The organism is Micromonospora sp. ABR4_055 (assembly GCF_056160425.1).
Map to the genome: position 1 here is coordinate 1 of NZ_JBSWXD010000011.1, position 24484 is coordinate 24484.

Annotated in this window: 21 protein-coding genes; 10 read left to right on the plus strand and 11 right to left on the minus strand. The window is 70.7% G+C overall.

The genetic code is table 11. The features are described from left to right. The 5 genes from ACXAHD_RS05280 to ACXAHD_RS05300 all read right to left on the minus strand — a co-directional run. Nucleotides 1–2947: DUF5682 family protein (locus tag ACXAHD_RS05280; RefSeq protein WP_475048921.1), on the minus strand; the 2947-nt coding region annotated here is incomplete at its 3' end. Further along, nucleotides 2944–4059: an ATP-binding protein gene (locus ACXAHD_RS05285; RefSeq protein ID WP_281552650.1), complete on the minus strand. Its 1116-nt coding sequence runs from the start codon at nucleotides 4057–4059 to the stop codon at nucleotides 2944–2946. The genes ACXAHD_RS05280 and ACXAHD_RS05285, both read right to left, overlap by 4 nt. Before the next feature lie 75 nt (nucleotides 4060–4134). After that, nucleotides 4135–5490 carry a vWA domain-containing protein gene (locus ACXAHD_RS05290; RefSeq protein ID WP_281552651.1) on the minus strand — a complete coding sequence of 452 codons (1356 nt, stop codon included), beginning with the start codon at nucleotides 5488–5490 and terminating at the stop codon, nucleotides 4135–4137. After that, complete coding sequence (locus ACXAHD_RS05295; protein WP_475048926.1) at nucleotides 5487–6911, minus strand: hypothetical protein; 1425 nt, start codon at nucleotides 6909–6911, stop codon at nucleotides 5487–5489. Before ACXAHD_RS05295 ends, ACXAHD_RS05290 begins: the two co-directional genes overlap by 4 nt. After that, nucleotides 6911–7390, minus strand: a complete 480-nt coding sequence (locus ACXAHD_RS05300; RefSeq protein WP_475048975.1) for a hypothetical protein — start codon at nucleotides 7388–7390, stop codon at nucleotides 6911–6913. Before ACXAHD_RS05300 ends, ACXAHD_RS05295 begins: the two co-directional genes overlap by 1 nt. A gap of 267 nt (nucleotides 7391–7657) precedes the next feature. On the opposite strand from ACXAHD_RS05300, the gene ACXAHD_RS05305 reads away from it, so the two are divergent. The 3 genes from ACXAHD_RS05305 (at nucleotide 7658) to ACXAHD_RS05315 (ending at nucleotide 9577) form a co-directional block, all read left to right on the plus strand. Next, a complete protein-coding gene (locus ACXAHD_RS05305) occupies nucleotides 7658–8122 on the plus strand; it encodes a helix-turn-helix domain-containing protein (RefSeq protein ID WP_281552653.1) in 465 nt (154 codons plus the stop codon). Beyond that, complete coding sequence (locus tag ACXAHD_RS05310; RefSeq protein WP_281552654.1) at nucleotides 8115–8474, plus strand: DUF4180 domain-containing protein; 360 nt, start codon at nucleotides 8115–8117, stop codon at nucleotides 8472–8474. Before ACXAHD_RS05305 ends, ACXAHD_RS05310 begins: the two co-directional genes overlap by 8 nt. An 809-nt stretch (nucleotides 8475–9283) precedes the next feature. Further along, on the plus strand, nucleotides 9284–9577 hold the full coding sequence (locus tag ACXAHD_RS05315; RefSeq protein ID WP_475048929.1) for a hypothetical protein: 294 nt from the start codon (nucleotides 9284–9286) through the stop codon (nucleotides 9575–9577). Between the two features lie 660 nt (nucleotides 9578–10237). On the opposite strand, the gene ACXAHD_RS05320 is transcribed toward ACXAHD_RS05315, so the two are convergent. Then, the gene (locus ACXAHD_RS05320) at nucleotides 10238–11494 is read right to left on the minus strand and encodes an NsdA family TPR-like regulatory protein (protein WP_289211883.1); all 1257 of its coding nucleotides are present in this window, start codon (nucleotides 11492–11494) and stop codon (nucleotides 10238–10240) included. Nucleotides 11495–11841: 347 nt separating this feature from the next. Here ACXAHD_RS05320 and ACXAHD_RS05325 point away from each other — a divergent pair, with 347 nt between their 5' ends. The 3 genes from ACXAHD_RS05325 to ACXAHD_RS05335 all read left to right on the plus strand — a co-directional run bounded on the left by ACXAHD_RS05325 (nucleotide 11842) and on the right by ACXAHD_RS05335 (nucleotide 14408). Next, nucleotides 11842–12099 (plus strand): hypothetical protein, encoded by a 258-nt coding sequence (locus tag ACXAHD_RS05325; protein ID WP_281552657.1) that lies wholly within the window; start codon nucleotides 11842–11844, stop codon nucleotides 12097–12099. A gap of 90 nt (nucleotides 12100–12189) precedes the next feature. Further along, nucleotides 12190–12603, plus strand: a complete 414-nt coding sequence (locus ACXAHD_RS05330) for a DivIVA domain-containing protein (protein WP_475048932.1) — start codon at nucleotides 12190–12192, stop codon at nucleotides 12601–12603. After that, nucleotides 12600–14408: a hypothetical protein gene (locus ACXAHD_RS05335; protein ID WP_475048935.1), complete on the plus strand. Its 1809-nt coding sequence runs from the start codon at nucleotides 12600–12602 to the stop codon at nucleotides 14406–14408. Before ACXAHD_RS05330 ends, ACXAHD_RS05335 begins: the two co-directional genes overlap by 4 nt. A 40-nt stretch (nucleotides 14409–14448) precedes the next feature. On the opposite strand, the gene ACXAHD_RS05340 is transcribed toward ACXAHD_RS05335, so the two are convergent. Next, complete coding sequence (locus tag ACXAHD_RS05340) at nucleotides 14449–15144, minus strand: VIT1/CCC1 transporter family protein (protein WP_289211885.1); 696 nt, start codon at nucleotides 15142–15144, stop codon at nucleotides 14449–14451. Between the two features lie 228 nt (nucleotides 15145–15372). Between ACXAHD_RS05340 and ACXAHD_RS05345 the strand changes: the two genes are divergently transcribed. Next, entirely contained in the window at nucleotides 15373–15828 is a 456-nt protein-coding gene (locus ACXAHD_RS05345; protein WP_281552660.1) for a hypothetical protein, read from the plus strand. Nucleotides 15829–15874: 46 nt separating this feature from the next. Here ACXAHD_RS05345 and ACXAHD_RS05350 read toward each other — a convergent pair whose 3' ends face one another. Further along, nucleotides 15875–17641 (minus strand): glycoside hydrolase family 3 protein, encoded by a 1767-nt coding sequence (locus tag ACXAHD_RS05350; protein ID WP_475048938.1) that lies wholly within the window; start codon nucleotides 17639–17641, stop codon nucleotides 15875–15877. Between the two features lie 93 nt (nucleotides 17642–17734). Between ACXAHD_RS05350 and ACXAHD_RS05355 the strand changes: the two genes are divergently transcribed. After that, nucleotides 17735–19042, plus strand: a complete 1308-nt coding sequence (locus ACXAHD_RS05355; protein ID WP_475048941.1) for a glycosyltransferase — start codon at nucleotides 17735–17737, stop codon at nucleotides 19040–19042. Here the strand turns inward: ACXAHD_RS05355 and ACXAHD_RS05360 are convergent. The 3 genes from ACXAHD_RS05360 to ACXAHD_RS05370 all read right to left on the minus strand — a co-directional run bounded on the left by ACXAHD_RS05360 (nucleotide 18975) and on the right by ACXAHD_RS05370 (nucleotide 22530). Beyond that, complete coding sequence (locus tag ACXAHD_RS05360) at nucleotides 18975–20789, minus strand: glycoside hydrolase family 15 protein (protein WP_475048944.1); 1815 nt, start codon at nucleotides 20787–20789, stop codon at nucleotides 18975–18977. The two genes, ACXAHD_RS05355 and ACXAHD_RS05360, sit on opposite strands and share 68 nt — an antisense overlap. A 65-nt stretch (nucleotides 20790–20854) precedes the next feature. Beyond that, nucleotides 20855–21976: a hypothetical protein gene (locus ACXAHD_RS05365; protein WP_281567168.1), complete on the minus strand. Its 1122-nt coding sequence runs from the start codon at nucleotides 21974–21976 to the stop codon at nucleotides 20855–20857. A gap of 2 nt (nucleotides 21977–21978) precedes the next feature. After that, complete coding sequence (locus ACXAHD_RS05370) at nucleotides 21979–22530, minus strand: RNA polymerase sigma factor (RefSeq protein WP_289211888.1); 552 nt, start codon at nucleotides 22528–22530, stop codon at nucleotides 21979–21981. Between the two features lie 384 nt (nucleotides 22531–22914). On the opposite strand from ACXAHD_RS05370, the gene ACXAHD_RS05375 reads away from it, so the two are divergent. Then, nucleotides 22915–23460, plus strand: a complete 546-nt coding sequence (locus tag ACXAHD_RS05375; protein WP_281552666.1) for a peptidase inhibitor family I36 protein — start codon at nucleotides 22915–22917, stop codon at nucleotides 23458–23460. A 197-nt stretch (nucleotides 23461–23657) separates the two neighbouring features. Then, nucleotides 23658–24437: a S1 family peptidase gene (locus tag ACXAHD_RS05380; protein ID WP_281552667.1), complete on the plus strand. Its 780-nt coding sequence runs from the start codon at nucleotides 23658–23660 to the stop codon at nucleotides 24435–24437. Nucleotides 24438–24484 lie beyond the last annotated feature (47 nt).

Below are 24484 nucleotides of genomic sequence, written 5' to 3' on the forward strand. Positions count from 1 at the left end.
GAAATCGGTGCAATGGGTAGTACATCCTAGGATCCCGGTGGCTGGGGTGTTGGGCGGCGCTTCCCCAGCTGGTCTCGGATTCCCAGTCCAGCAGGTCCGCCACCGCCACGGCGGCCAGCGGGAACTCGGCCAGCAGCTGCGGTGCCGGCCCGGACATCGCGTACCGGGCAGCCTCCGCCGCCGATCCCGCGACGTCGCCCGGCGAGCCGGTCCGCGTGGCGGTCGGGGCGGCTGCGGCCCACGGCGGGGCCCAGGAGTCCAATGCCGGCAGCGACGCTGGGAAGGTACGGCCCGCCTCCCGGACCAGGATCGGCACCAACTCGCCGGCCTGCTCCCGCAGCGTGGTGATCAGCGTCGGCAGCCAGGGCAGCAGCACCGGGTCGGGAAGCTGGCCGAACGCCGCCGACAGCACCTCCACCACGAACGGCGCCAACGTCGGCACCGGCTCCAGCGCCTGCACGAACCCGCTCAGGTAGTGCGGGAACGCGCCGACGGTGAGCGGGCTGGCCAGCAGATCGGCGCACCGGTCGCGCAGCTCGGCCAGCGGCAGCTGACCGAGCTGGGACTGCGCCGCCCAGCGCAACGCGATCTTCGCCGGTGCCTCCGGGTGCGACTGGCGTACCGCCAGCTCCAACTGGGTCCGGTCGCAGCCCAACGCCATGGCGACGCTCTCCATGGTCATCAGGAAGCCCAGCATCGCCGCCACCTGCCGCAGCCCGGTCTCGTCGTCGACGAACGCGGTCGGCAGCAGGGTGCAGTAATGGGCGTACCCGGTGCTGACGAAGTCCTGGCACCAGGCCGGCAGCTCCGGCTCACCGCTGGTGCGGTAGTACGCCAGCAGCTGCCGGATCCGCTGCAACACCTCCGGTGCCCCGTCGGCGGTGCGTTCGGCGGCGAGTAACTGCACGGCCCGGGCACCGAGCTCGTCGGTGAGCCGCCGGTTGCTCAGGAACAGCAGTGAGTCCTCGACCGCCGCGAGGGCGTGTGCCGCCGTGGCCTGCGGATCCCAGGCCGCGCGGCGCAGCCGCTGTTCGAGCACCTGCTCGATGGTCACGCCCTCGTAGCCGAGCTCGATGATCGACCGCTGGTGGCGACCGATCGCGACGTCCCAGCTCTCCTGGACCGACTTTTCGCCGAGCCGCCGCTCGCCCATGATCGGCCGGACCACCTCCGGTGGCAGCAGCCGTCGCAGCATCCACAGCAGATCGGAGCAGGGTCGCAGCTCCGGCTGCCCGTGCAGGTCCAGCAGTGCCCGCTGGACGGTACGCCGCTTCGGGTCCAACCCGATGGGTGCCAGCCGGTCGTAGACGTCCCGGGCCAGCGGCGGCATCGCGTCGTAGCCGACCCGACCGATCCGGTCACCGCCGAACATGATCTCGCAGAGCCGGCGGACGTCGCGCCGGCCCGGCACCACGTCCTTCTCGATGCAGGTGACCGCGGCGTCGGCGAAGTCGTACGGGGTGGGCCGGCGCCGGTTGCGCATCCCGGCCAGCAGCACCGCCGTCTCGAAGATGGCGATCGCGTCGGCGGTGCTGGCCAGGTAGCCGTTGCGCCGGGCCAGCCGGACGATGTCGACCGACCAGCCGCGCAACTCGGCCTCGTCGAGCTCACCGGGCCGGCTCGGGGCGGCCAGGAAGCCGCTGAGCCGGTCGTCACCAGGGACCGCGGCCCCCGCCGTACCGCCGCCGTTGCCGGTCGCTGGCCGCGCCGCCTTCTTCGGCTTGCGGGCCGAACTCTTGCGCCCGCCCTGCTGCCCGGCCAGCCGGTACGGGGTGACCCTGCTGCCGGTCAGCGCCTTCTGCCAGGTGCTGGCGGCGATCGACACCGTGCCGCCGGCCAGCCCGAACTGTGCCTCGATCGCCGAGTGGCTGGACGGGATCAGCCCGTACCGCCACTTGGTGCCGGTCGGCGCGGTGATCTCGAACGGCGCGGTCGACCGGACGCCGAACTGCTCGACCCGGCTGGCGGCGTGGAACGCGCCGCAGACGTACAGGCAGTCGGCCGGGTTGGCACCGTAGGCGGCAAGGTGTTCGCGTATCCGGGTCCACATGTAGCGTTCCCGGTCCTCGTCGCGGTCGAGTCGCGCCGCGTCGCTCGGCCGCAGCCGCCGGAACAGACTGCCGATCATGACCATGACCTGCCGGTACGTGTCGTGGTCGGCGCCGATCAGCGGCTGCTCGACGTACTGGTCCCACCATTCCGACCAGTGCCGCACCTTGCCGTGGTGCAGCAGGTACGCCTCCAACTCGGCGAACCCGGGGCGTAGGTCGCCGATGCCGACACCGACGGCGTCGCCGTGCAGCGCCTTCTCGTCGTCCTCGCCGGTTGCCTGGCCCTGCTGCTGACTCTGGCCCTGCTGCTGGTCCTGCCGTGCCGGTTCGTCGTCGCCGTCCGCCGGGGCGGCCGGGTCCGTCCGGTCGTCGGACTGCCACTGGAAGATGTGGTCGGTGGAGCGGTCCACCAGCAGCAGCTCCACGCCCGGTGTCTCCAGCGCGTACGCGATCGCCTGGTATTCGGCGGACGCTTCGGTGATCGGCGCGATCACGCTCAACGGACCGGCCCCGGCGGGGAAGCCGTCCAGGTCGCTGGCGAAGGCCTGCAACGCCACCGGCAGCTCGCAGTTGCGCAGCTCGATCAGCAGCGGCTGCAGGTCCTCGCACAGCTCCACATAGATCACCTTGGGCTGTTTGTCGCGCAGCCGGCGGACCATCGCCAGCGCCGACGACGGGGAGTGATGGCAGACCGGAAAGATCTCCAGCTCCTCGCCGAGCGCGTGGTCGACGTCGTCGACCAGGCCGGCGAGGATGTCGGTCAGCGCGTCGGGCGAGTCGGCGAACGTCGTCGCGGCGTCCGCCAACTGCTCCCGCAGTGCCCCGAACCGGCTGTCCGACGGCGCACCCGTGATCGGCGCACCCGTGATCGGCGCACCCGTGACGGGCTCGCTCATGACAGGGTCGCGATGCTCTGCCGGCCGCCTTCGAGGAAGGCCGGCCACTCGCCACCGTCGGCCTTGCTGCGCGGCTCGATCACCCCGTGCCAGAACTTGTTCAGGATCGCCAGGTCCTCCGGGCTGCGCCGGGCCAGCGAACCGACCATCGAGCTGGCCAGGGTCTCGGCGCGCAGCGTCCGGTCACCGAAGAACTGACTGTGCAGGATCGCGTCCTCCAGCACACCGATCTGCTCGGCGGTGGACAGCGCAGACTCCAGCTTCTCGTCGTCGCTGGTCGCCGAAGCGGCGGCCTTGCGCAGGTCGGCGAAGCTCTGCAACAGCACGTCCAGCAGGGTGGGTGGCACCTCCAGCTCGATCTGGTGGCGACGCAGCAGCTCGGTGGTGCGGAACCGGACGATCTCCGCTTCGCTGCGCCGGTTGGTGATCACCGGGATCCGGACGAAGTTGAACCGCCGCTTGAGCGCCGACGACAGGTCGTTGACGCCCCGGTCGCGGCTGTTCGCGGTGGCGATGATGGAGAACCCGGGCTGGGCGAAGACGATGTTGTCCGAGTCCAGCTCCGGGATGGAGACGTACTTCTCGGACAGGATCGAGATCAGTGCGTCCTGCACGTCGCTGGTGGAGCGGGTCAGCTCCTCGAACCGGCCGATGACGCCCTGCTCCATCGCGGTCATGATCGGCGACGGGATCATCGACTGCCGGGACTGGCCCTTGGCGATGACCATCGACACGTTCCACGAGTACTTGATGTGGTCCTCGGTGGTGCCGGCGGTGCCCTGCACCACCAGGGTCGAGTTGCGGCAGATCGCGGCCGCGAGCAGTTCGGCCAGCCAGCTCTTGCCCGTGCCCGGGTCGCCGATCAGCAGCAGCCCCCGGTCGGAGGCGAGGGTGACGATGCTGCGTTCGACGAAGCTGCGGTCACCGAACCACTTCTGCGGGACCTCGCGGTCGAGGCCGTCGGCGCGTTCGGAACCGAGGATGAACAGACGCACCATCTTGGGGCTCAGCCGCCACGAGTACGGCTTCGGGCTGTCGTCGATCGATTCGAGCCAGTCGAGCTCCTCGGCGTACTTGATCTCGGCGGGGGCGCGCAGCATCTCTGCGGTCATGGTGCGGTTTCTCCTAGATTGAGGCTCGGGGGATCGGTACGGCGAGTCGAAAGGGTGAGCGGGCGAAGAGTCAGGTCAGGTGAGGAAGTTCTTGAGCTCGACGACGAGTTTGCGGACGTGCCCGGACAGCACCGGGGTGCCCTGGTCCTTGAGCCGTTTCCGGAACCACGGGTTGACGCTCTGCTGGCCGCCGCTGGAGACCGAGCCGACCGGGATCAGCCTGGCTCCGCTGCGGTGCACCGCCTGCAGCCCGTCGAAGACCTCCTGCGACTTCCACTCGTAGAAGTCGGAGATCCACACCAGGACCGTGTTGCGCGGGTCGGCGATCTTCGGCCGGGCCAGCTCCAACGCGGCCATGCCGTCGGTGCCGCCGCCCAGCTGGGTGCGCAGCAGCACCTCGAACGGGTCGTGCACCCACGGCGTCAGGTCCAGCGCCCGGGTGTCGTACGCGACCAGGTGCACGTCGACCTTGGGCAGTCCGGCGAAGATCGAGGCCAGGATGGTGCAGTTGACCATCGCGTCGACCATCGAGCCGGACTGGTCGACGACGACGATCATGCGGGCCGGGGTGGTCCGCTTCGCGGTCTGCTTGTAGTAGAGCCGGTCGACGTAGAGCCGCTCGTCGGCCGGACTCCAGTTCGGCAGGTTCTTCCAGATGGTGCGGTTGAGGTCGAGGTTGCGGAACACCCGCTTCGGCGGGACCGACCGGTCGATGGTGCCGACGCTGGTCTGCTGCACCTGGGTCTTGAGCACCTCGGCGACCTCGTCGACGAACCGCCGGATCAGCGCCTTGGCGTTGGCCAGCGCCACCCCGGACAGGTTCGACTTGTCCCGTAGCAGCTGCTCGATCAGCGACATGCTCGGGGTGAGCTGGCTGGCCAGCGCCGGATCGGCCAGCACTTCGCGCAGCCGCATCCGCCGTACCAGGTCGGCTTCGATGGTGCCGAGCACCCCGTCGCGGCGCCCCGGTGTGGCCCCGCAGGCCTGCTGGTACCAGCCGGCGTCGGCCTGCCAGCCGGCCAGCTGACCGGCCGACACGTCACCGCTGCCGGTGGCGAAGACGTTGAGTAGCAGCTTCGACGCCAGCGCGGCGCGGCGTACCTCGTCGGCCCCGACCTGCACCGACGACTCGCCGGCGGCCTGGTCGTCCTCCGAGCCGCACGCAGCCGGCTGCTCGCCGATGCTCTCGTCCTCAGCCTGCGGCACGAGCAGGCCGGGCAGCTCGTCGGCCAGCTCGGGGAAACGCTGCACGACGGTGTCGATGGAGACCGACGGGTCGAGCAGCGCGGCCGGCAGCCCCAGCTCGTCGACCACCGCCATGCTGGTGCGTTCCAGCGCGGCCTGCTCCTGCCCGTCGAACAGCCGGGCCAGCAGCCGCCAGTAGAGCACCTGGCGCCGGTTCTCGTGATAGTTGATCATCGAATCGGTCATTTCCGCAGCAACCGTCCCGCCCGCTCCCGGAGCATCGCGATACTGTCGCCGGAGCGGGCCACCGCCTTGGCGATCTTGGCGTCGGTCGGCCCCTGCGCCCAGTCGCCGGTGTGCAGGTCGACCTGCTTGCGCTTCACCGTCGTCTGCATGCCGATCGGCTGCACCGACCAGCCGGGGCCGGCCGCCGCGTCACCGTCCCAGCGCAGCAGCCCGATGCAGGCCGACGACTTGGCCAGCAGCTCGGCGGTGATCGGCCCGCAGCCGGGCAGCCGGTCGACGTCGACAGCGACCCGGGTGCCGTCGACCTCGAAGCCGAGCCCGGCGTCGTCGGTGACCACCGTGTAGCCCTCCAGCAGCACCGGCTCGGCGATGGCGACCGGGTGCCGGTCCAGCGGCGGTACGGCCGGGGCGACCGCCTCGCCGAGCTGCACCCGGGCGACGGCGAACGGGTCGGTCGGCTCGCCGGGGCGGGCCTGGTCGTCGCGCCAGAGCAGGTCGCCGCCGGGCAGCAGCGGCAGGTCGGTGACGTCGAGGCTGAGCCGGCCGGCCAGGGCGGCCAGCAGCACCGGATGCTCCGCGAGCAGCTGCCACACCACCGGACCGACGATCGTGTCGACCTTCGCGGCGGACACGCTGACCCGGACCAGCCGGGACCGGTCGGCGTCGCCACCCCCGCCGCCGGCTTCCAGCACCGCGTGCACCTGCAGCTGTACGGCGGTCGCGTGCTCCTGCACGTCGGCACCGACGATCAGCAGCCGGCCGGAGACCGTCTCCGGGGTCACCGGCCCGCCCTGCGGGCTGGTCAACAGCATCGCGCGGGTCCACAGGTCGGCCCAGCGACGGGCCGGGATCCGCTCCATGGTGGCCACCGGGCTGGAGTAGCGCAGCTCGTCGGCGAGCCCGTCGAGCAGCACCGCGATCCGGCGTCGGGCCGGGTCGGCGAGCAGCGCGGTCAGCGCCTGCTGGCTGGCCGACACCAGATCGTGGTCGACGTTGCGCCAGCCGGCCAGCGCCAGCTCGGCCAGCCAGGAACGGGCCGCCAGCAACCGTCCGTCGGCCGGGGCGGCGGCCGTGTTCGGTGCGGTCCACTGCGCCCGGTCGCGGCCGAGCGTGCCGTCGAGCCGGTCCCGCAGCGCGTCGTGCACCGCGCCCGCCACGGCCGTACGGGCGGCGGCCAGCAGCAGCAACTGTTCCTCGCCGACCGAGCCGGCGGTCACCTTGTCGACGGCTTCGGCCGCCGCCGCGCCGAGCGGAGTGGCCGAGACCGCGCCGGCCAGGTCGGCCAGGGCCGCCGTACCGTGCGGGTCGAGTCGGCCGAAGCCGCCGGTCATCGCCTGGTCGAACCGGTCGACCACGTCGAGCGCTTCAGCGACCCCGGCCGGTACGCCGTCGCGCAGGTCGTCGAGCTGTGCCCCGCGCATCAGCGGGCCCCCGCCCCGGCCGGGAACCAGCTCAGCTCGGGCAGCGGCTCGACCGCCCCCGGCAGATCCAGGTAGGACAGGTGGTGCAGGAACCGGCTGAACACGGCCGCCGCCGGCGACGCGCCGGCGAGGGTGGTCCGGCCGATCGCCCAGAAGATCTCGTTTCCGCTGGTCACCTCGTCGTTGGTCTCCAGCCGCAGGAAGCGGGCAACGCGGTCGCCGCCGTACTGCACGACGGCCTCGTCGGCGAGCGCGGTCAGGTGGTTGCACGCGTAGTCGCCGCCGCGCAGCCCGCCGCACGGCCGGTTGTTGTTGGTGCTGCAGCTGACCTCGTAGCTGCCGGCGGCGACCGACGACACGTACACCCGCCCGATGTCGGAGCCGCTGGAGACGACGCCCTGCAGGCGTCCGTCCGCCATCTCGACGAAGGGGACCTTCGCCAGCTTGCGGGGTCGTGCGGTGGGCACCACCCGTACCATGCTTCGCCGCTGCCAGGCGGCGTCGTCCGCGTCCACTGGGTTGCCCTCCAGGAGTGTCGACCGCAGCCGTCGTCAGCCGTCATCTCAGACGGCGGGCTGCGGACCGGTGATCCGTACCCGAAAAGTTGTATCGCCCCGGTGCGACAAACCGGGGTGGCGGGCGGTGACCGGCCCGGATCGTGGTCGGCGACCAGCTGATACGCTAAACTTCCCTGCCGTACATCGAATAGATGCTGATGGGGAAGAATGGCGAAGTCGTGGCTCTCGGTGGAAGAAGTCGCAGAGCAGCTTGACCTGCACGTGCGTACGGTGCGTAGTTACATCCGGGACGGACGGCTGCCGGCCGTACGGATCGGCAAGCAGTACCGGATCGCACCGGCCGACCTTGACGCGTTCACCGGCCGTCCGGCCGGGTCCGCAGGCTCCGCCGAGCCGGCCGACCCGGTGGTCGAGGTCTCCGCGGTGGTCGACGTCGACGGGTTGACGTCCACCGACGCCGACCGGTTGAGCACCCTGCTGGTCGCCGGGGCGCAGGGCGGCAGCCGGGCGTCGGCCACGCCTCCGCTGCGGCTGCAGACCGGGTACGACCCGGCGCGAGACCGGCTGAAGATCGTCGTCTTCGGTGGCCCGGACGCGGTCGCGGAGATCCTGTCCACGATCGACGCGGTGACGCGGGCGGGCAGCGGAATGTTCCGAACGGACAGCGGGGAGAGGGCGGGAGACGATGGCTGACGAGATCGTCGAACTGGCCGGCGTGCCGGTGCTGGTCTGCGCCGCCGACGGGCCGACAATCGCCAGCGAGCAGGATGCGCTGGACGTGATCGGCCAGACGTTCGCCGGTGCCGAGATCGTGGCGGTCCCGGTCGCACGGCTGGACGAACGCTTCTTCGCGCTGCGCAGCGGGCTGGCCGGCGGCATCATGCAGAAGTTCGTCAACTACCGGCTACGGCTGGTCGTGGTCGGCGACATCACCGGCCACACCGCCGGCAGTACGGCACTGCGTGACCTGGTCGTCGAGTCGAACCGGGGCAACCAGGTCTGGTTCGTCGACGACCTCGACACCCTCGCCGCCCGCCTCAGCTGAGCCGGGTGCCTCAGCTGAGCCGGGCGATCGGATGCGCCTGGTCTGACACATCCCCAGCGTGTCAGGTCGACCAGCCGCTGTGGATCATCAGCAAGCGAGTGCGGCGACTACATGTACTGAGCGGCGGTCTGCTCGCCTTCCTGGTAGCGCTTCCTCGTATCAGTTACGAAGGAGGCAACCGCCCGGATGAGGTCCCTCAACTCTTGGTCTCGCCGCAACTTCGCTATCTGCCTACTGGCTATCTGGCCTGTTCTGTGGATCGCGATACGCGCTACGAGGCCCGACAAAGACCAGGTTGCCGGTTGTCGATAGACCGGTTCGCCGAGGTGGGTACGGGCAAGCGCACCAGCCGGGTTCGGGCCAGGTCCGGAGTCTGGCCGCCCACCTGCCGGAGGTGCAGGTCGGTGGCGTTGCGTGACGGGTGTTGCCGAGCCAACTGTTGCCTCGGCTTCCCCTCATGCCGATGTGCGGAACCTCTGTCCGTCAAGTCTCGGTATGCCATCGAGTGGAGGGCTCAGGAACGTTATTCGCGCGAATTACGTGCCTGAGCCCTCCACTCGACGCAACGGCAGCAGCGGCCCGGCGTCCGCACGTGCCGATCAACACACCGATCACCCAGAGTCACCAGCCCGCAGTCAGGTTCCGATAGAGCCGTATGCCCATGTCGCGCATGACCTTCTCGCGTACGCCGGCAACTCGCCGCCCGGCCCGACTCCGCGTACCTCCCGTTCGACCTGGTGGTACGCGACGACGCGTCTCCCCGCGATGTGCTGCGAACAGTCACCGGCGCAGGACGATTGTTGTGCGCCATGCTGGCCGCATCCGACCCGTCGGTACGGGGCTGGCACTGGGGACCGACCGACGCAAGCGGCTTCGCGGCACTGGGCGTGAACGAGACGCTGGTGCACACCTACGACATCGCCGAAGGGCTCGGCATCCACTGGCATCCGCCGAGATCACTCTGCAGCTCCGTGCTGACCCGGATCTTTCCTCACGCCCCAGCCGGCGATCCGGTCCAGGTGCTCCTGTGGTCCACCGGGCGCACTGACCTCCCCGGCCGTCCTCGACCCACCTCCTGGGTCTTGAATGCGGCGATCGAATAGTCCACTTGCCGCACATCGTCACTCATGCCGCAATCCAGGAGCCGGGTCACCTCCACCGTTACTCATCGTGAGTAGCGGATGTTGCGGGCTTCGACGTACACCGTCCAGTCACAGGCGGCCTGGCGTGCCCATGCGTTCGCGTCGTTCTTGCAGCGACCGCCCCTGGTCGTCGCCTCCATCAGGGTCCTCGATGAACAGATCAGGCCAGGCTGACGAGACCTCGGACGCCGACCGGCCAGGATGCGATGGGGACCGGTGAGTGGGGTCTGAGAGTATGTTCGCCTCGTGGAAGTCTCTGGGGACTTTGCGAGGCTCGTCGAGGACCAAGCTTCGTCCGCCCATCCCGCTGCCGCGATGGCGCGGGAGTTCGGACTGCTCGGTGTCTACGGCACCCTGGGGATCTCCTTTCTCATGTCAGAGTCGGGCGAGGTGTTCATCGACGAAGACGACGGTAGGTTGCGCCCCGCCGATGCCAACGAGTACGAGTTCGCCCATGTTCAGGTGGCGCGCCGCTACCCGGAATTGAGACATCTCATGCCGGACCGGCCGCCCTCCGCTTCGACCTGCCAGCTGTGCGCAGGATCCGGCGAGGCTGTGTTCGGAGATGGGCGAAACCGGATCTGTTGCCCTGACTGCAACACCCGTGGATGGATTCCTGGGCTACCGGGGGCCTGCTGGGCTGCTGAGTACTCGTAGCTCGTCCAGGAAGGCTAGCGCCTCAGGGTGCTTCGGGTACTGCTCCTGCAACAGTTGCCCTAGCTCTCGGGAGCACATGAGGAGTGACGGTAGGGACCTGCGGTCGCCCGACAGCGCTTGTCGGCCGTAGGCCACTGCCTCCTGAATTTCCCCTCTCCGCGCCGCTACCACGCCTAGCGTCAAACGAGCCTCGGCGTTCCTCATGGGCTTCCGTTCGGTGCCGTCTGGGTCGGTGGAAGACCGTATGACTTCATGAGCGTAAATCTCGGCGAGCTGATCTTCTCTGGCCAACCGGTAGCAGTCCATCGCGTAAAAGTCGAACTTCGACGGGTCAACCACAAAATGGTGGTCGGTATCCTCTGGGTAGGGCAGTGACTCTAGGAGTGACCGGCCCCGATCAAGTGCCGTCTCTACTTTTCTGCGGTCTCCGATACGTGCCCATGCCTTGGCCTGCTGCGCTGCTAGTTGCACAGCAACGCTTTGACCGGGGACCTTTGTCACCCCTATATCAGCGGCGGCTATCGTTCCCCGGTAGTCACCCTGTGTTAGCGCGTACCATGCGCGCATCTCGTGCGCCCACCCGACAACTGCAGCGTCGCCCGCCTCCTCGCCGAGGGCCAGCGCCGCCTTACGGGTGCTTTCCGCTTCCCGCCGTAGCCCTAGGTCGTATTCGACACACCCGACGAGCAAGGCAACCAGACCAGCAAGCGATAGAACCTCTTTGTGCTGCGCGAGCGTTAAACGGCGATCCATGAGACTCATGAGGCGTCGAAGCCACGCCTTTCCCTCGACATAGAGCTGATACGGGGGAGCGTAGGGGTACTCACAGCAGAGTCGATCGGCCGCAATGCGAAGTGCGTCAAGCATAGCTGCCGAGACATCCGAGGCGCGAATGCGAGAGAGAATCTCCAGGGTTTCCAGGCCACTGTCTGCCAGCAGGTCCGCTTCGATATTTGCCCCACCCTGGCGAGGGAAGAACGCTGCCGTGACGGTACCGTAGGTCTTGGCAATCAGCGTCTTGTAAAAGACGTCGGGCTCGGAGCTACCAGCTTCCCACCGCTTCCAGTTGCGCAACAGGGCGATGTCGGAGGGCAGTGGTTCGGATGCGTGCGCCCTGAGCGCCCGTACCGCGTCACTCTGGGACCACCCCCGGGCAGTTCGCTCCGAGCGAAGCCGTTGCGCCCACGCCGGCCGGGAGTCTTCCTCAAGCTCATCCCTCATGGCTTCGAGTATCCACCACCCAGGGGTGATATGGCAGGGGACTCTGCCCTGTCACCGCCGTGACACCTGCCGCCTATCAAGATCGAGTGGGATCGTTGCTCTATGGACATCTGATGGTCAACCAGAAGGCGCGGAAGATCTGGCTTGGTGCCAGGTGAGTTGGTGCTAAACACGGCGGCGGCCAATTGGCCGCCCCAGCCAATGGGAAGGGTTGATCATGGTGGCGCTTGGTGCCCTGGTTTCCGGAATCCTGCTCGGGTTCTTCGTGGGGTTGTTCAGTTTCAAGGTCAAGTCGCGGTGGTGTCCCGACTGCGGTCGGACGACGGTGCCGGCGGCTGATCGGTAGCGTGCCGGACGACCGGTCCCCGGCCGATCCCCGCCCCGGTGACGAGTTGATCATCGATGGTCGGGCGAGTGTGCAGTTCGCGGCCGGGCGGGGTTTCCGGTTCCGGGTGACGACAGTAGACAAAAAGCTGACGTACGACGGCTGGGTCTGGCTCACCGGCTACGTGTTGGCAGCCGACGGCGAGGCCCGTGAACGGCGGGAAATCTTCGTCCAGCGTGACGGTCTCCGCTGGGCGCCCCGCCCGCGCCGGCACCGCTGACCAGCGCGGCGGCACCACTGCGACGCGAACCGTGTGCTCTCCATCCGTACCCCTTGAAGGTTTTCGACTGTGTGAAAGGTGGTTCCTGCTGTGCGTAGGTTCTTTGACCTGTTCCGCCGGGTTCCGGTGCGGAGTCGGCGTAACCGGCGGTTGCTCGCCGAGATCGCCCGCCACAATCGGCGGCCGACCGACGTCGCGGCCGGGCCGCGTCCGTCGGTGCGGTCCGCCCCGAACGCTGCCGGTCACTTGTACGGGCGGGCGGTGCGGCCGTCGATCAGCCCCGGCCTGGTCCGCGACCGCGCGTTCGGCGACCGTGTCCGGCGTGGTTGCGACCCGGTCGAGGTGCGGGCGTTTCTGCACCTGGTCGCCGACGAGTTGACCGCGCTGCGCGCCGAACTTGGCTCCACCCGGGAGGAGAACGCCCGGCTCAAGCAGGCGTTGCGGGACTGGCAGTCGGAGCAGTTCGAGCGGTCGCACCGGTTCGGGGCGGGGGTGGCGGCGTGAACGGCGTCAACAAGGTGCCGCCCGGCTCGCTGCACATCGTCGGCGTCGGCGCGGACCGGCGGCGGGCGCAACGCGTGTTCACCGTCGCGAACCTCGACACCGGGCAGGTGGCCTCGACCAGTCTCGTCCCGGGCTCGTTTACCCCGTTGCCGACTCCGGGTGGGACGTGGTGGTTGCCGTACGCGCCGATCGTCGCCGACCTCGCCGCCCGTGCCGGGGTGGCCGCCGCGACGTTGCGTGACCCGGACTTCCCCGACGAACCGGGCCGGCTGCCGTCGTCCGGGTTGACGCTGCCCCGGCAGTGGCAGCCCACCGTTCCGCAGTCCGACCGGCTGCGGTGGGAGGCTGCGGCGCTCACCAACCGGCTGGTGTCGCCGTGGCTGGTGCTGATCGGCCGCAGCGTCGAGCCGCCGCCACCGGGCGACCCGGCCCGGCTGCTCGGCCGGTTGTGTGCGCTCGCCGACCAGTTGCACGTCGACCTGGTCCTCGAAGTCCGGCCCAGCTCCATCGGGCGTGGGCTGAGCTGGGACGTCCGGTTCGAGCATGCCGGCGGTGCGGTGCCCGACTACCAGCACCGGTGGATCGCGGACCTGCCGACCGCGCTCGCCACCATCCCCGCCGAACGGGCGGTGACCGGCTTGACCGTCGCGAACCCGCTGCTGCCCGCCCACTACCTCACCGAGGCTGCCCTCACCGGGCGTGCGGTGCCGGTCGGGTTGGACGGTCACCCCGGCGGCCACGACCTCGACCAGGTCGAACGCCGCATGATCAGTGATGCCGAGCAGCACGGCGGGGCGCAGGCCATCTGGCGTAACCGGCACTGGTGGCACACCAGCCTGCGACCCGCCGACACCGCCGGCAGATTCGTGCGCGGCTGGGAACCGCCGGCACCGAAACACTGGGGCGAGGCGATCCCCGCCCACCCCTGCGGCCGGTGCGCCGACCGGCCCGACCCGCCGTACTGCCTGGACTGCTACGGCACCCGCCAGGTGCGGCGCGGCGCGGTGCTCACCGTCACCGACCTGCGTGGCCGGACCGTGCACCGCAACTGGCGACCCGACAGCGAACCGACCGGCGACCCGGAAGCCGCCGTCGGCCCGCAACCGCCCACGCTGGTGCCCGCCGACCGGCTGTCCGGCTCCACCGTGTGGCAGCTCGACGAGCACTACCAGATCGGGGCGCTCGCCGCCGGCTTCGGCGTTCAGCCGACCGACCTGACCGACATCGACGGCGAACACGTCATCGACCAGCACCTGCGCAACGGTGTCAGCCAGGTCCCCCACGGCGGCGGCGACCCGCTCGGCGCGTACCTCGGTGAAGTCGGCGCCACCTACGACGGCGCCCGGATCATGGTCCTGGCCACCGGTTGGCCCGGCCCCACCCTCGACGAACTCGCCGCCCTGGTTCGCGGCCTCGGCCTCGCCCTGGACATCACCACCGTCGACCACCGCAACACCATCGGCCGACCCGAACTGTCCCAGGGCCACAGCTGGTCGGTCCGGGTCGTCGACCCGGCCACACGCTTGGCCGTCGACCCCGTGCCCACCAGCGCCGCCCTGCCCGAAGCCGTCGCGCTGTGCTACCGCTACCTGCACGGCGCACTGCGCGCCACCATCCCCACCGACCCGACCACGCCGATCCCCGTGCCGCAACAGACCGCAGCGGCCGGCACCCCCACCGACACCACAACCTGCATCACGCAGATACGCCGCCACGCCGCCACCCGGCCCGGCCAGCCCGTCGCCGTCCGACTCCACCCCGACGGCACCCACACCCGCACCACAGACCACCCGAGGAAAAGTTGATCGCAGCAATAGTTCGTCGGCGGCGTGGTCGAAGGTCGGCTCAGAGCACCGTCGCGCCGACGAACTGCCCGATGGCGAAGGTGACGGCCATGGCCAGGGCACCACCGGCAACGAGTCTGACCACCGCCCGCCCCGCGTTGGCAGAGCCCAGTCTCGCGCTCACCGCACCCGTCACCGCGAGTGTGAGCAGCACGACGGCGAACGTCACGGCCACCCGCGCGTCGGGTGGTGGCAGCAGGATCGCGATCAGCGGCAGCAGTGACCCGAGGGTGAAAGCGACCGCCGAGGCGGCGGCTGCGTGCCAGGGGTTGGCCAGCGAATCCGGGTCGATCCGCAACTCGACGTCAGCGTGCGCGGCGAAGGCGTCCTTCGCCGTCAGTTCCTCCGCTACCATCCGGGCGGTTCCGACGGTCAGACCCTTCGCGACGTAGAGCGCGGTCAGCTCGTCCAACTCCTGCTCGGGGAACCGTTCGAGCTCGGTGCGCTCCTTCGCCAGCAGCGCCCGTTCGCTGTCACGCTGGCTGCTCACCGACACGTACTCACCCAGGGCCATGGAGACGGCGCCCGCCGCCACCCCCGCGACGCCCGCTGTCAGGACGGGGCCGGTGGCGATGGTCGCGCCGGCCACCCCCACGACGAGACCGGCCGTCGACACGATGCCGTCGTTGGCACCGAGCACCCCGGCCCGTAACCAGTTCAACCGGGTGGAGATCCCGTTGCCGTGCGGTTCACCCACGTGAATCGCGCTGGGCCGGCCGGCTCCCGTACCTTCGGCTTTCATTCAGATCACCTGCCTCCGCCACCGTACGGCGGGCGTCCTGGCACGGCAACGAAGCTTAGCCTGTCCTGTCGCAGGTGGACGCGTGGTGCACAGGGTTCCTGTTGTTACCACAGTGGCACGGGCGACCGCCTGCGGACATGGGCACCGAGTTAGCTCGTCCGAGCACCGGGTACGCGGCAGACCATGCGGCGAATCTGGAGTGGGCTGCTGGCCGGTGCCGCCGGCACCAGCGCCCTCAACATGGTCACCTACCTCGACATGGCCGGCCGGGCCCGGCCGGCGAGCAGCACCCCGCAGCGCAGCGTCGGTCGGCTCGCCGAGACACTGCACGTCGACCTCGGCGACGACGAGACCGCCAGCAACCGCCGGGACGGGCTCGGGCCGCTGCTCGGCTACGCGACCGGCCTCGGCGCCGGCGCGCTGTACGCCGTGGCCGGCCCCCGCCGGGCACCGGTCTGGGCGGCAACCGGGCTGCTCGCCATGCTGGCGATGGCCGGCTCGGACGCGCCGATGACCCTGCTCAAGGTCACCGACCCGCGGCAGTGGAGCGCTGCCGACTGGGCGTCGGACATCGTGCCGCACCTGGCGTACGGCCTGGTCGCCGCCGCCGTGCTGCACCGCCTCCGGGCCCGCGACTGACCTGCCCGGCCACCCGGATCCGCCCGGCCACCCCTGAACTTCCCGGTCAGAACGTTAGCCCGTGGCCGTACCGGAACAACGGGTCCGGGTCGTCGAACGGGGCGTCCGGCTGCCCGGCGAGCACGGCCCGTTGACTGGCCGGCAGATCGACGGGTAGCCGGCCGGTCGGTGCCGGCTCCCCGGCGAGTACGTCGACCAGCGCGGTGTCCTCGACGCCGAAGCTGACCAGCAGCGTGCCGACCCGGTCGGCGAGCGGGGTGAGCACCGCCGGCCGGTCCAGGTAGACGTCCACGACGGTCGGCACCGCTGCCGCGACCGCCAGCACCCGGTCCAGCGCACCCGCCGGGAACTCCAACGGTCCGGCGTGGAAGTACGCCTCCACCGGTCCGGGCCGCCGCTCGTACGGTGCGGCCAGCCGCAGCACCGCCACGTCCGCCTGACCCGGCTCCGACACCACCGTCCACCTGCCCCGCAGCGCGGCACGCAGCGGGCCCTCGGCGTACACCCGCAGGCCGGGGGCGAGTGGCAGCCGGGCCGGGCTGTCCGGCGGAGCCTGACGCAGCAGCGTCACGCAGGCCCGTTGGGCGGCCAGCCCGGCGGCACGGGCCGGCGGGCCACCGACCACCTGCGCGGCGTGCTCCGGGTCGACGTAGCGGTGCTCGAACAGGCCGAGCCGCAGCTTGTCGTGCAGGACGCGACGGGCCGACTCGTCGATCCGGTCCTCGGTGACCTGGCCGCTGCGGACCAGGTCGACCACCAGGTCCGGGCGGGCCTCGCCGCCGAACTGGTCCACCCCGGCGTGCAGCGCGGCACGCAGCCGCTGCGCCGGTTCGAGGTGTTCGACGCCCCAGGCCCGGGCCGGCCGGTCCTCGCCCCGGAAGCAGGCGTCGGTCAGCACCCCCCAGTCGGCGCAGATCACCCCGGTGAAACCCAACTGCTGGCGGAGCAGCCCGGTCACCACCTCGTGGTTGAAGGCGAACGCCACCGGCGGCAGCTCGGTGCCGACCGGCAGCCCGTAGCCGAGCATCACCTGCGCGGCGCCGGCCCGGACGGCCGCCACGAACGGCGCCAGGTGGGCGGCGAGGCGGCCACCCGGGTAGGCCTGCTCGGCGCCGTACCGGAAATGGGGGTCCTCGCCGGTGCGCACCGGGCCGCCGCCGGGGAAGTGCTTGACCAGCGCGGCGACGCTGTCCGGTCCGAGCGTCGGACCCTGCAACCCGGACAGGTACGCCACCGTCAGCCGGCTGACCAGCTCCGGGTCCTCGCCGAAGGTGCCCAGCACCCGTGGCCAGCGCGGGTCCGTGGCGACGTCCGCCTGCGGGTGCAGCGCGGCCCGGATGCCGACCGCCAGGTACTCCCGCCGTACGGTGTCGGCGTGCCTTCGCACCAGCTCCGGGTCGCCGGTGGCGGCCAGCCCCAGCGGTTCCGGCCAGGTGGAGAAGGCTCCGGCCAGCGCCGCCGTGTTGGGGTTGGCGGACCGGGCGTGCCGGGGATCGGTGGAGACCGTCACCGGTACGCCGAGCCGGGTCGACGCGGCCAGGTCCTGCAGCTGGTTGTGCCAGCGGGCAAGGTCAGCCGGTGCCGCAGTGCCGACCAGGTTGACGTGGCTGATCCGGTGGTGCAGCACGAGGTCCTCGGCGGCGAGCAGGCCGGCGTCCGGGTCGGCCGGCGCGAGGGTGCCGCCCGGACCGATGCCGATCATCGGGTGGAACAGCAGGCCGGCTTTTTCCGCCAGGGTCATCCGGCCCAACAGGTCGTCCGCCTGCTGCTGCGATGGCCGTGATCGGGTGACGGTCGGCTGCTGGGTGGTCACCGGCCGACGGTAACGGGGTGCGCGCCGTCTGGTAGGCGGTTCGGCCCGGTATCCGGGGTGGTTTATCGGGCCGGCCGGCGGGAAAGGTGCGGGATGCCGCGACGACGGGTGCTCGTATTCAGCATCCCCAACGAGGGACACCTCAACATTCTCAAACGGCTGATCCGCCGGCACCGGGCCGAGGACAGCTTCCGCCTGGTGCTCGTCGACCGGCAGACCACCGTGCCCCGGCTGGGTGACCTGGCCGGGTCGACCGTCGCTCTGCCGGGTTGCCGCGAGTTCCGCAACACCCCGGCGGACCGGGTGTTCGACCGGGCGTACCGGTTGTTCGGCGAATGCCTGGCGGTGGCCCGCGCCTACCGTCCCGACCTGGTGCTGTACGACTTCTGCGCGATCGAGGGCGCACTGGTCGCCCGTTGGCTGGGCGTGCCGGCGTGGTGCTCGGTGCCGGGACTGGTCGGGCCGATGACGGACGCCGGATACCTCCGGCACTGTCTGACGGCACCGCCGAACACGGCGGCACTGGACGCTCTGGACCGGCGGTACGGCGTCACGCTCGACCCGGCCACGGTGGAACTCGTCTCGAACTGTCTGCATCTGCCGGCCGAGCAGAACATCCTCTGGTCGTACCGTGCGGTCACGCCGCCCGACTTCCGGGACAACCGCGCGGCGGTCGGCTACCGCTTCGCCGGCTACCTCTCCGACGGCTGGCCGTCCCGGAACCGGCCGGACAGCCAGGACGGCCGGGGCACAGGCCGGCAGCGCCGGGGCACCGGACCGGCCCGGTCGGTCGTCTACCTGTCCTTCGGCACCGAGGTGCTGGACAACCTCTGGTACGCCGAGCCGGAACTGGTCGGCGCGCTGCGTCGGTGCGTCGCGGGTCTGGCCCGGCACTGGTCCTCGCCGGAGGTGACGGTGGTGTTCCCGACCCGGGGCCGCCGTATTCTGGACCGCTACCCGGCGAACTGGGTGATCCGGCACGCCGTCGACCAGCAGCGGGTGCTCAGCCGGGCCGACGTGTTCGTCACCCACGGGGGCAGCAACAGCTTCCACGAGGCGATCCTCACCAGGGTGCCGATGGTCGTCGTGCCGTTCTTCGGCGATCAGCCGCTGGTCGCCCGGCAGGCGGCCCGGCTCGGCATCGGGATCAGCCTCGACGCGGGTGCCCGCACCGGGCGGGACGCCGCGTACCGGTTGTTGGATGTCGGCTGCGCCGACCGGATCGCCGCTGCGGTGTGGCGGATTCTCGACGATCGACGGTACCGGGCGAACCTCGCCGGCCTGGACCTGACGGCGGTGGCCGCGTTGCCGCCGACGGACGCCAGACGCCCGGTCACCCGACGGGTGGGCCCGGGGGTTGCGACGCCTCCCCGGTCCGGGACAGCGTCCACGCCGCGTTGATAAGGCCGATGTGTGACAGCCCCTGCGGAAAGTTGCCGATCAGGGTGCCGTCGCGGCGGTCCACCTCCTCGGCGAGCAGACCGAGATCGTTCGCGCATCCGGTGGCCGCGTCGAAGACCTGGCGGGCCCGGTCGCGCCGGCCGGCCAACGCGAGGGCCTCGGCCAGCCAGTAGGAGCAGATCAGGAAGGCTCCTTCGTCCTCGCCGCCGGTCCACCGCTGGACCAGGCCGTCGTGGGTCAGGTCCGTCTCGATGGCGTCGATCGTGGCGACCACCCTGGGGTCGGTGCCGGGCAGGAAACCCATGATCGGCATGATCAGGACGCCGGCGTCGAGGTGGTCGGAGCCGAACGCGCCGGTGAACGCCTGGCGCCGGGCGCTCCAGCCTTCGTCGAGGATCGCCGCGCGGATCTGTTCCCGGGTCCGGTGCCAACGGTCGACGTCGCGCTCGGCGTGCAGCGCCGGTGCCAGCCCGATGGCCCGGTCCAGCGCCACCCAGCACATCAGCTTCGAGGTGAGGTAGTGGCGTTCGCCCTCCCGACCCTCCCAGATCCCGGAGTCCGGCTGGGACCAGGTGCGGCAGGCCCGGTCGGCAAGGCCCCGGAGCAGATGTACGGTGCCCGTCGCCAGGTCGCCGAGCCGGTCGCGCAGGATCCAGGCACCGTGCATCACCTCGCCGAGTACGTCGAGCTGCCGCTGTCGCCAGGCGTCGTTGCCGACCCGTACCGGCGTCGAACCCCGGTAGCCGCGCAGGTGCTCCAGATCGTGCTCGGTCAGATCCCGCTCGCCGCCGACCCCGAACATGATCGGCACCGGCTGGTCGGTGGGCAGCTCACCGACCGAGTCGGCGATCCAGTCGAAGAACCGGTGCGCTTCGTCGGGGCAGGCGGCCACCCACAGCGCCTGCATGGTGAACGCCCCGTCGCGCAGCCAGGCGTACCGGTAGTCCCAGTTCGCGCCGCCGCCGACCTCCTCGGGCAGCGAGCTGGTCGGCGCGGCCACCACCGCACCGGTCGGCTGGTAGGTCAGCGCCTGTAGCACCAGCGCGCTGCGCCGTACCTGTTCCTGGTAGAGCCCCTGGTAGCTGTGGTGCTCGTCGGCCCAGGACCGCCAGCCGGCGACGGTGTCGTCCACGGTGTACCGCTGGTCGTCGGCCGGCGGCGCGGTGTCGTCGGCGCGCAGGTGCCGCAGCGCGAACCGTACGGTCTGTCCGGCGGTGAGGGTGAGCCGGCCGGTGATCCGGTCCACCCCGACGGACAGTTCGGCCGGCAGCGGGTCGCCGGTCAGGATCAGCCGGTCACTGCCGCCGACCAGCTCGATCCGCCCGTCGTCGCCGGTCACCACCGGAACGACCCGGCCGTACTCGGGCCGCACCACCAGGTCGACGTCGACCTGCACGGTGCCGGTCAGGACCTCGACCCGGCGCAGCAGTACGTGCGGCGAGGCGTCGCCGATGCGGTGACCGCGTTCGCCGGGGCCGAGCGCGAGCGCGTCGGTGAGCCGCAGCTCGCCGTCGGCGGTCCGGAAGTCGGTCTGCAGCACCATGGTGTCCGCCAGGTAGCGGCGGGCGGTGCGGTGCCCGTCGACCGGGGAGATGGACCAGTGTCCGGCGTCGGGGTCGAGCAGCCGGGCGAAGACGCTCGGCGCGTCGAACCGGGCCGGGCACCACCAGTCGACGGAGCCGTCCGCGGACAGTAACGCCGCTCCCTGGCAGTCACTCAGGAGCCCGTAGCTGGCAATGTCGGGCATCGTCACCGGGTACCCGCCCGCCGGAGGCTCATGCCGGCCGTTCGGGTCGGATATCCGGTGACGGGTCAGTCGGTCGGTTCGGCGCCGAGTCGACCGACCCGGCCGGAGCGCAGGAACACCAGGTAGTAGGTGACGGTGCCGGCCGCCGCGCGGTCGTCGGCGGGTAGGGCCACCCGCTCGTAGCTGAGTAGCCGGCCGGTGGCGGTGTCGATCACGGCGGTGTCCCGCACCGGGCGGCCGTCCATGTCACCGGTCGCGCTGACCGCGACGCCGGACCGGCCGGCCCGGTCCAGCACCGGACCGTGGGTGACCAGCTCCGCGTCGGCGAGGACGGCCAGGGCGGCGGCCCGCTGGTCCGGGGACAGGTCGTGAAACCGGTAGAGGCCGACGACTGCCCGCAGCGCGGCCTGCGGGCCTTCGTGCATCGGCTGTTCCTCGGCGAGCTGGCCGGCCAGCACCGTCCGGTCGGCGGCGGGATCGGGTACGGCGACACCGAGCGCGCCGGGCGGGTACTCGACCACTTCGGCGGGCCGGTCCGGGTTCGCCGGGTCGATCCGGGTCTCCTGCCCGGACCGGTCGGCGGCCCACCACAGTCGCCGGTCGTACGCTCCGCCGTCCTGCCCGGTGGCGGGATCGTCGCGCCACCAGGCCCGCAGGTGGACGTAGGTGTAGCGGTCGGCGGTGGCCGGCTGGTCCGGCACCGGTTGATCCAGTGCTGGTTGGTCGACTGCTGGTTGGTCGAGTGAGTGGACGTGCCGGGCGATCGCCGCCAACTGGTGGCGGGCCGGGGCGGTGCCCGCGCCTGCGGTCAGCGGCAGGGGCTGTTGCGGGTCGGCGAGGACCGGGTCGGTGGCGTCCGGTCCGGCCGGCCCGGGCTCGCTGTACGAGCGGACCACTTCGACCCCGACGATTGGCAGCACGACCAGAACGACCGCAGGGACCGCGACCCGCCACAGCCTGGGCCGCCACCGCCTGGACCGCCACAGCTGCGGCCACCACCGCCTGGACCGCCACCGCCAGCGGGTCGATTCCTGCGACGACTGGCGCTGGTGCGCAACGGCTATCAGGTCCGTGACGTCGATCTCGGGTGGCGGCGGAATCCGTCCCTGCCTGGGCAGCAGGGCCCGGACAGCCAGCTGCACCAGCTCGTCGCGGCGGAACTCGTCCTCGACCGGCTCCTGATCCATGGTCAGTCCTTCCCATGTCTGGCCGGGATGCGCCGGGTACGCCGGCCCTGCACCTTGTCCCGTAGCTTGTGCAACGCGCGGCGGGTCCGGTGTAGCGACCGCCGTACCGCTGCCGGGGTCATCCGCAACATGGCGGCGATGTCGGCCGTGCTGACGCCGTAGCTGGTCAGCAGCAGGCACTCCCGGTCCTTGACGCTGAGCCGTCGGCCGAACCGGGCCACGTCCTGACGCAGGACGCTGGCGCCGGGTTCGCCGTCGTTGCTGACCACCAGGGTCAGTGCGGTGGTACGCCGGGCCTGCTGGCTGCGAGGGTCCTTGTCGAGACGTTCCTCGGCCAGTCGTCGGGCCAGCCGGTAGAGCCACGCCCGCGGATGCCGGATCCGGTGACCGTCCCGACGGTGCAGCCAGGCCCGGACGAATGTCTCCTGCAGAAGTGCTTCGGCGACTCTGGTGTCATCGAGGCGCTGAAACAATACCGTCCACAGCAGCGCATGATGCTGACTCACCTGTTCCCCGAGCCATGCATCGAGTTCTGCCGCATCCTCTGCATCCACAATGCTCCTCGGTGCTCGTTCCGGTGGCGCCGTGGCAATAGGGGGTGCCGGTGCCGGCATCCGCCCTGTAAGAGGCGTCAGCGTGCCAGATCGTGCCCGAAGATTTTTGTCGATCATGGTCGATTATTCCAGGATGTGGAACATGAGAAAGTCGCGCTTTGCGTGGTGGTGGTTGCTGGCCGAAAGTTGCAGCTCACTCTGGGCCCAAAAATGTGATTGCTGTTCGTTTATTCACTGACGCGGATATGGCGATCTCGTTGGTTGATTGGCTATCGTCGGCGGTGTCGTGTCGCAAAGTTCCTGACTGAGTACTGAGGGTGACACCGGCACTGCCGGTACACCCAATCCACTACTGGACGCCACCTGGAGCAACTGGAGCCCGCCATGACGCCACCCACCCGGATCCGTCGCCGGACCCCGCACCTGAGTCGGCGGTTGGCGCCCGCCGTACTGGCCGTCGCCGTACTGGCCACCGGCCTGCAGCCCGGCGTCGCCGCGGCCGGCCCCACCGCCGTCCAGTCCCGGGTGGACGCCTATCTTGCTACCCACCCCGGCGGCAGCCAGATCAGCCAGACCGACATCGCCTACTCCGGCGGGGTGTTCATCGTCAGCGTTGCCCGCCCCGCCGGAATCGCGCCGCTCGCCGGGCCGGACTGCCCGGGTGGCTGGTTCTGCTTCTACGACGGCACCAACTACACCTATCCACGGGGCCGGCTCAGCGACTGCGGATGGCAGGACCTCGGCCACTGGGGGTGGCGCAACCGGACCGAGTCCGTGCACTACAACCTCAACTACGGCAGCACCACGTTCCTCGACGAGACCGGCCCGACCGACACTAAACTCTTCGTGGTCGACACGGCCCGCCGGACCATGCCCGACGTCTCACCGCACCGCAACCGGGCCGACTACGTCTACCGCGCGTGCAGCTGATGTTCCGTGCGGTGACGGGCTGCCGGTGAGCCGGTACCGCCACCCGGGCCGGGCGGGTAGATGTAGGGAAATGTCCATGTCCGATGGCCAGCGGGCCGACCTAGCGTCGAGACGTCCAACGTCCGCTGCCCGCCGGCACCGGTACCGCCCAGCCTTCGACCCGGTCGTCCGGTGCGGCCATCCGACAAGGAACCGCTGTGTCCCGTACCCTCGCCTCCCGCCTGGCCACGGCGGCGCTCACGCTGGCCGTGACGGCCGGCCTCGGCCTGGCCGCCGCCGGGCCGGCCAGCGCCGTCGCCAACGGCAAGGTCGTCCCCGACGGCAGGTACCAGTTCTCGGTGAAGTTGACGATGACCGGGATCCCGACGGCCGACGGCGGCCGCCGCAACAGCGCCTGCTCCGGAGCCCTCATCGATCCGCAGTGGGTGGTCACCGCCGGGCACTGCTTCCGGACCTTCGACGGCGTACGGGTCGACCGCCCGGTCGCCGACCTGACCACCGCGACGGTCGGCCGGGCGGACCTCACCGGCGACGGCGGCCAGGTCGCCACCGTGATCGCGGTACGCCAGTCGCCCACCAACGACCTGGCGCTGGCAAAGCTGGACCAGCCGGTACGCGGCATCAAGCCGATCGCCCTGGCCCACCGGCCGCCGCGGGTCGGTGCTCTCGTCCGGCTAACCGGATACGGCGCCGACACGTCGGTCGACCCGGTGCCGTCGACCGTGCTGCGAACCGGGCTGTTCGCCGTCACCGAGGTCGCCGACTCGACCATCGGCGTGACCGGTCGGTACCCGCACCCGGACACCAGCGCCTGCGCGTACGACTCCGGTGCCCCGTACTTCGTCGAGCGGGGTCGCCGCGGTCCGGCGCTGGTGTCGGTGGAGAGCTTCGGCCCGGACTGCCCGCACTCCGACGTCGAGACGACGTCGCGGGTCGACAACATCACCGACTGGATCCGCCAGGCGATCCGGGGCTGATCCCCGTCCCGGTGGTCGACCACCCGCCCCGGTGGTAGACCACCGGG

Excerpts from the sequence above, each read along its gene's own strand:
- ACXAHD_RS05290 (WP_281552651.1), bottom strand. The coding sequence starts at position 5,490 with ATGACCGATTCGATGATCAACTATCACGAGAACCGGCGCCAGGTGCTC.
- ACXAHD_RS05345 (WP_281552660.1), top strand. The coding sequence starts at position 15,373 with ATGCGGCGAATCTGGAGTGGGCTGCTGGCCGGTGCCGCCGGCACCAGC.
- ACXAHD_RS05310 (WP_281552654.1), top strand. The coding sequence starts at position 8,115 with ATGGCTGACGAGATCGTCGAACTGGCCGGCGTGCCGGTGCTGGTCTGC.
- ACXAHD_RS05365 (WP_281567168.1), bottom strand. The coding sequence starts at position 21,976 with ATGGATCAGGAGCCGGTCGAGGACGAGTTCCGCCGCGACGAGCTGGTG.
- ACXAHD_RS05295 (WP_475048926.1), bottom strand. The coding sequence starts at position 6,911 with ATGCGCGGGGCACAGCTCGACGACCTGCGCGACGGCGTACCGGCCGGG.
- ACXAHD_RS05285 (WP_281552650.1), bottom strand. The coding sequence starts at position 4,059 with ATGACCGCAGAGATGCTGCGCGCCCCCGCCGAGATCAAGTACGCCGAG.
- ACXAHD_RS05360 (WP_475048944.1), bottom strand. The coding sequence starts at position 20,789 with ATGCCCGACATTGCCAGCTACGGGCTCCTGAGTGACTGCCAGGGAGCG.
- ACXAHD_RS05375 (WP_281552666.1), top strand. The coding sequence starts at position 22,915 with ATGACGCCACCCACCCGGATCCGTCGCCGGACCCCGCACCTGAGTCGG.
- ACXAHD_RS05315 (WP_475048929.1), top strand. The coding sequence starts at position 9,284 with ATGCTGGCCGCATCCGACCCGTCGGTACGGGGCTGGCACTGGGGACCG.
- ACXAHD_RS05355 (WP_475048941.1), top strand. The coding sequence starts at position 17,735 with ATGCCGCGACGACGGGTGCTCGTATTCAGCATCCCCAACGAGGGACAC.
- ACXAHD_RS05320 (WP_289211883.1), bottom strand. The coding sequence starts at position 11,494 with ATGAGGGATGAGCTTGAGGAAGACTCCCGGCCGGCGTGGGCGCAACGG.
- ACXAHD_RS05300 (WP_475048975.1), bottom strand. The coding sequence starts at position 7,390 with ATGGTACGGGTGGTGCCCACCGCACGACCCCGCAAGCTGGCGAAGGTC.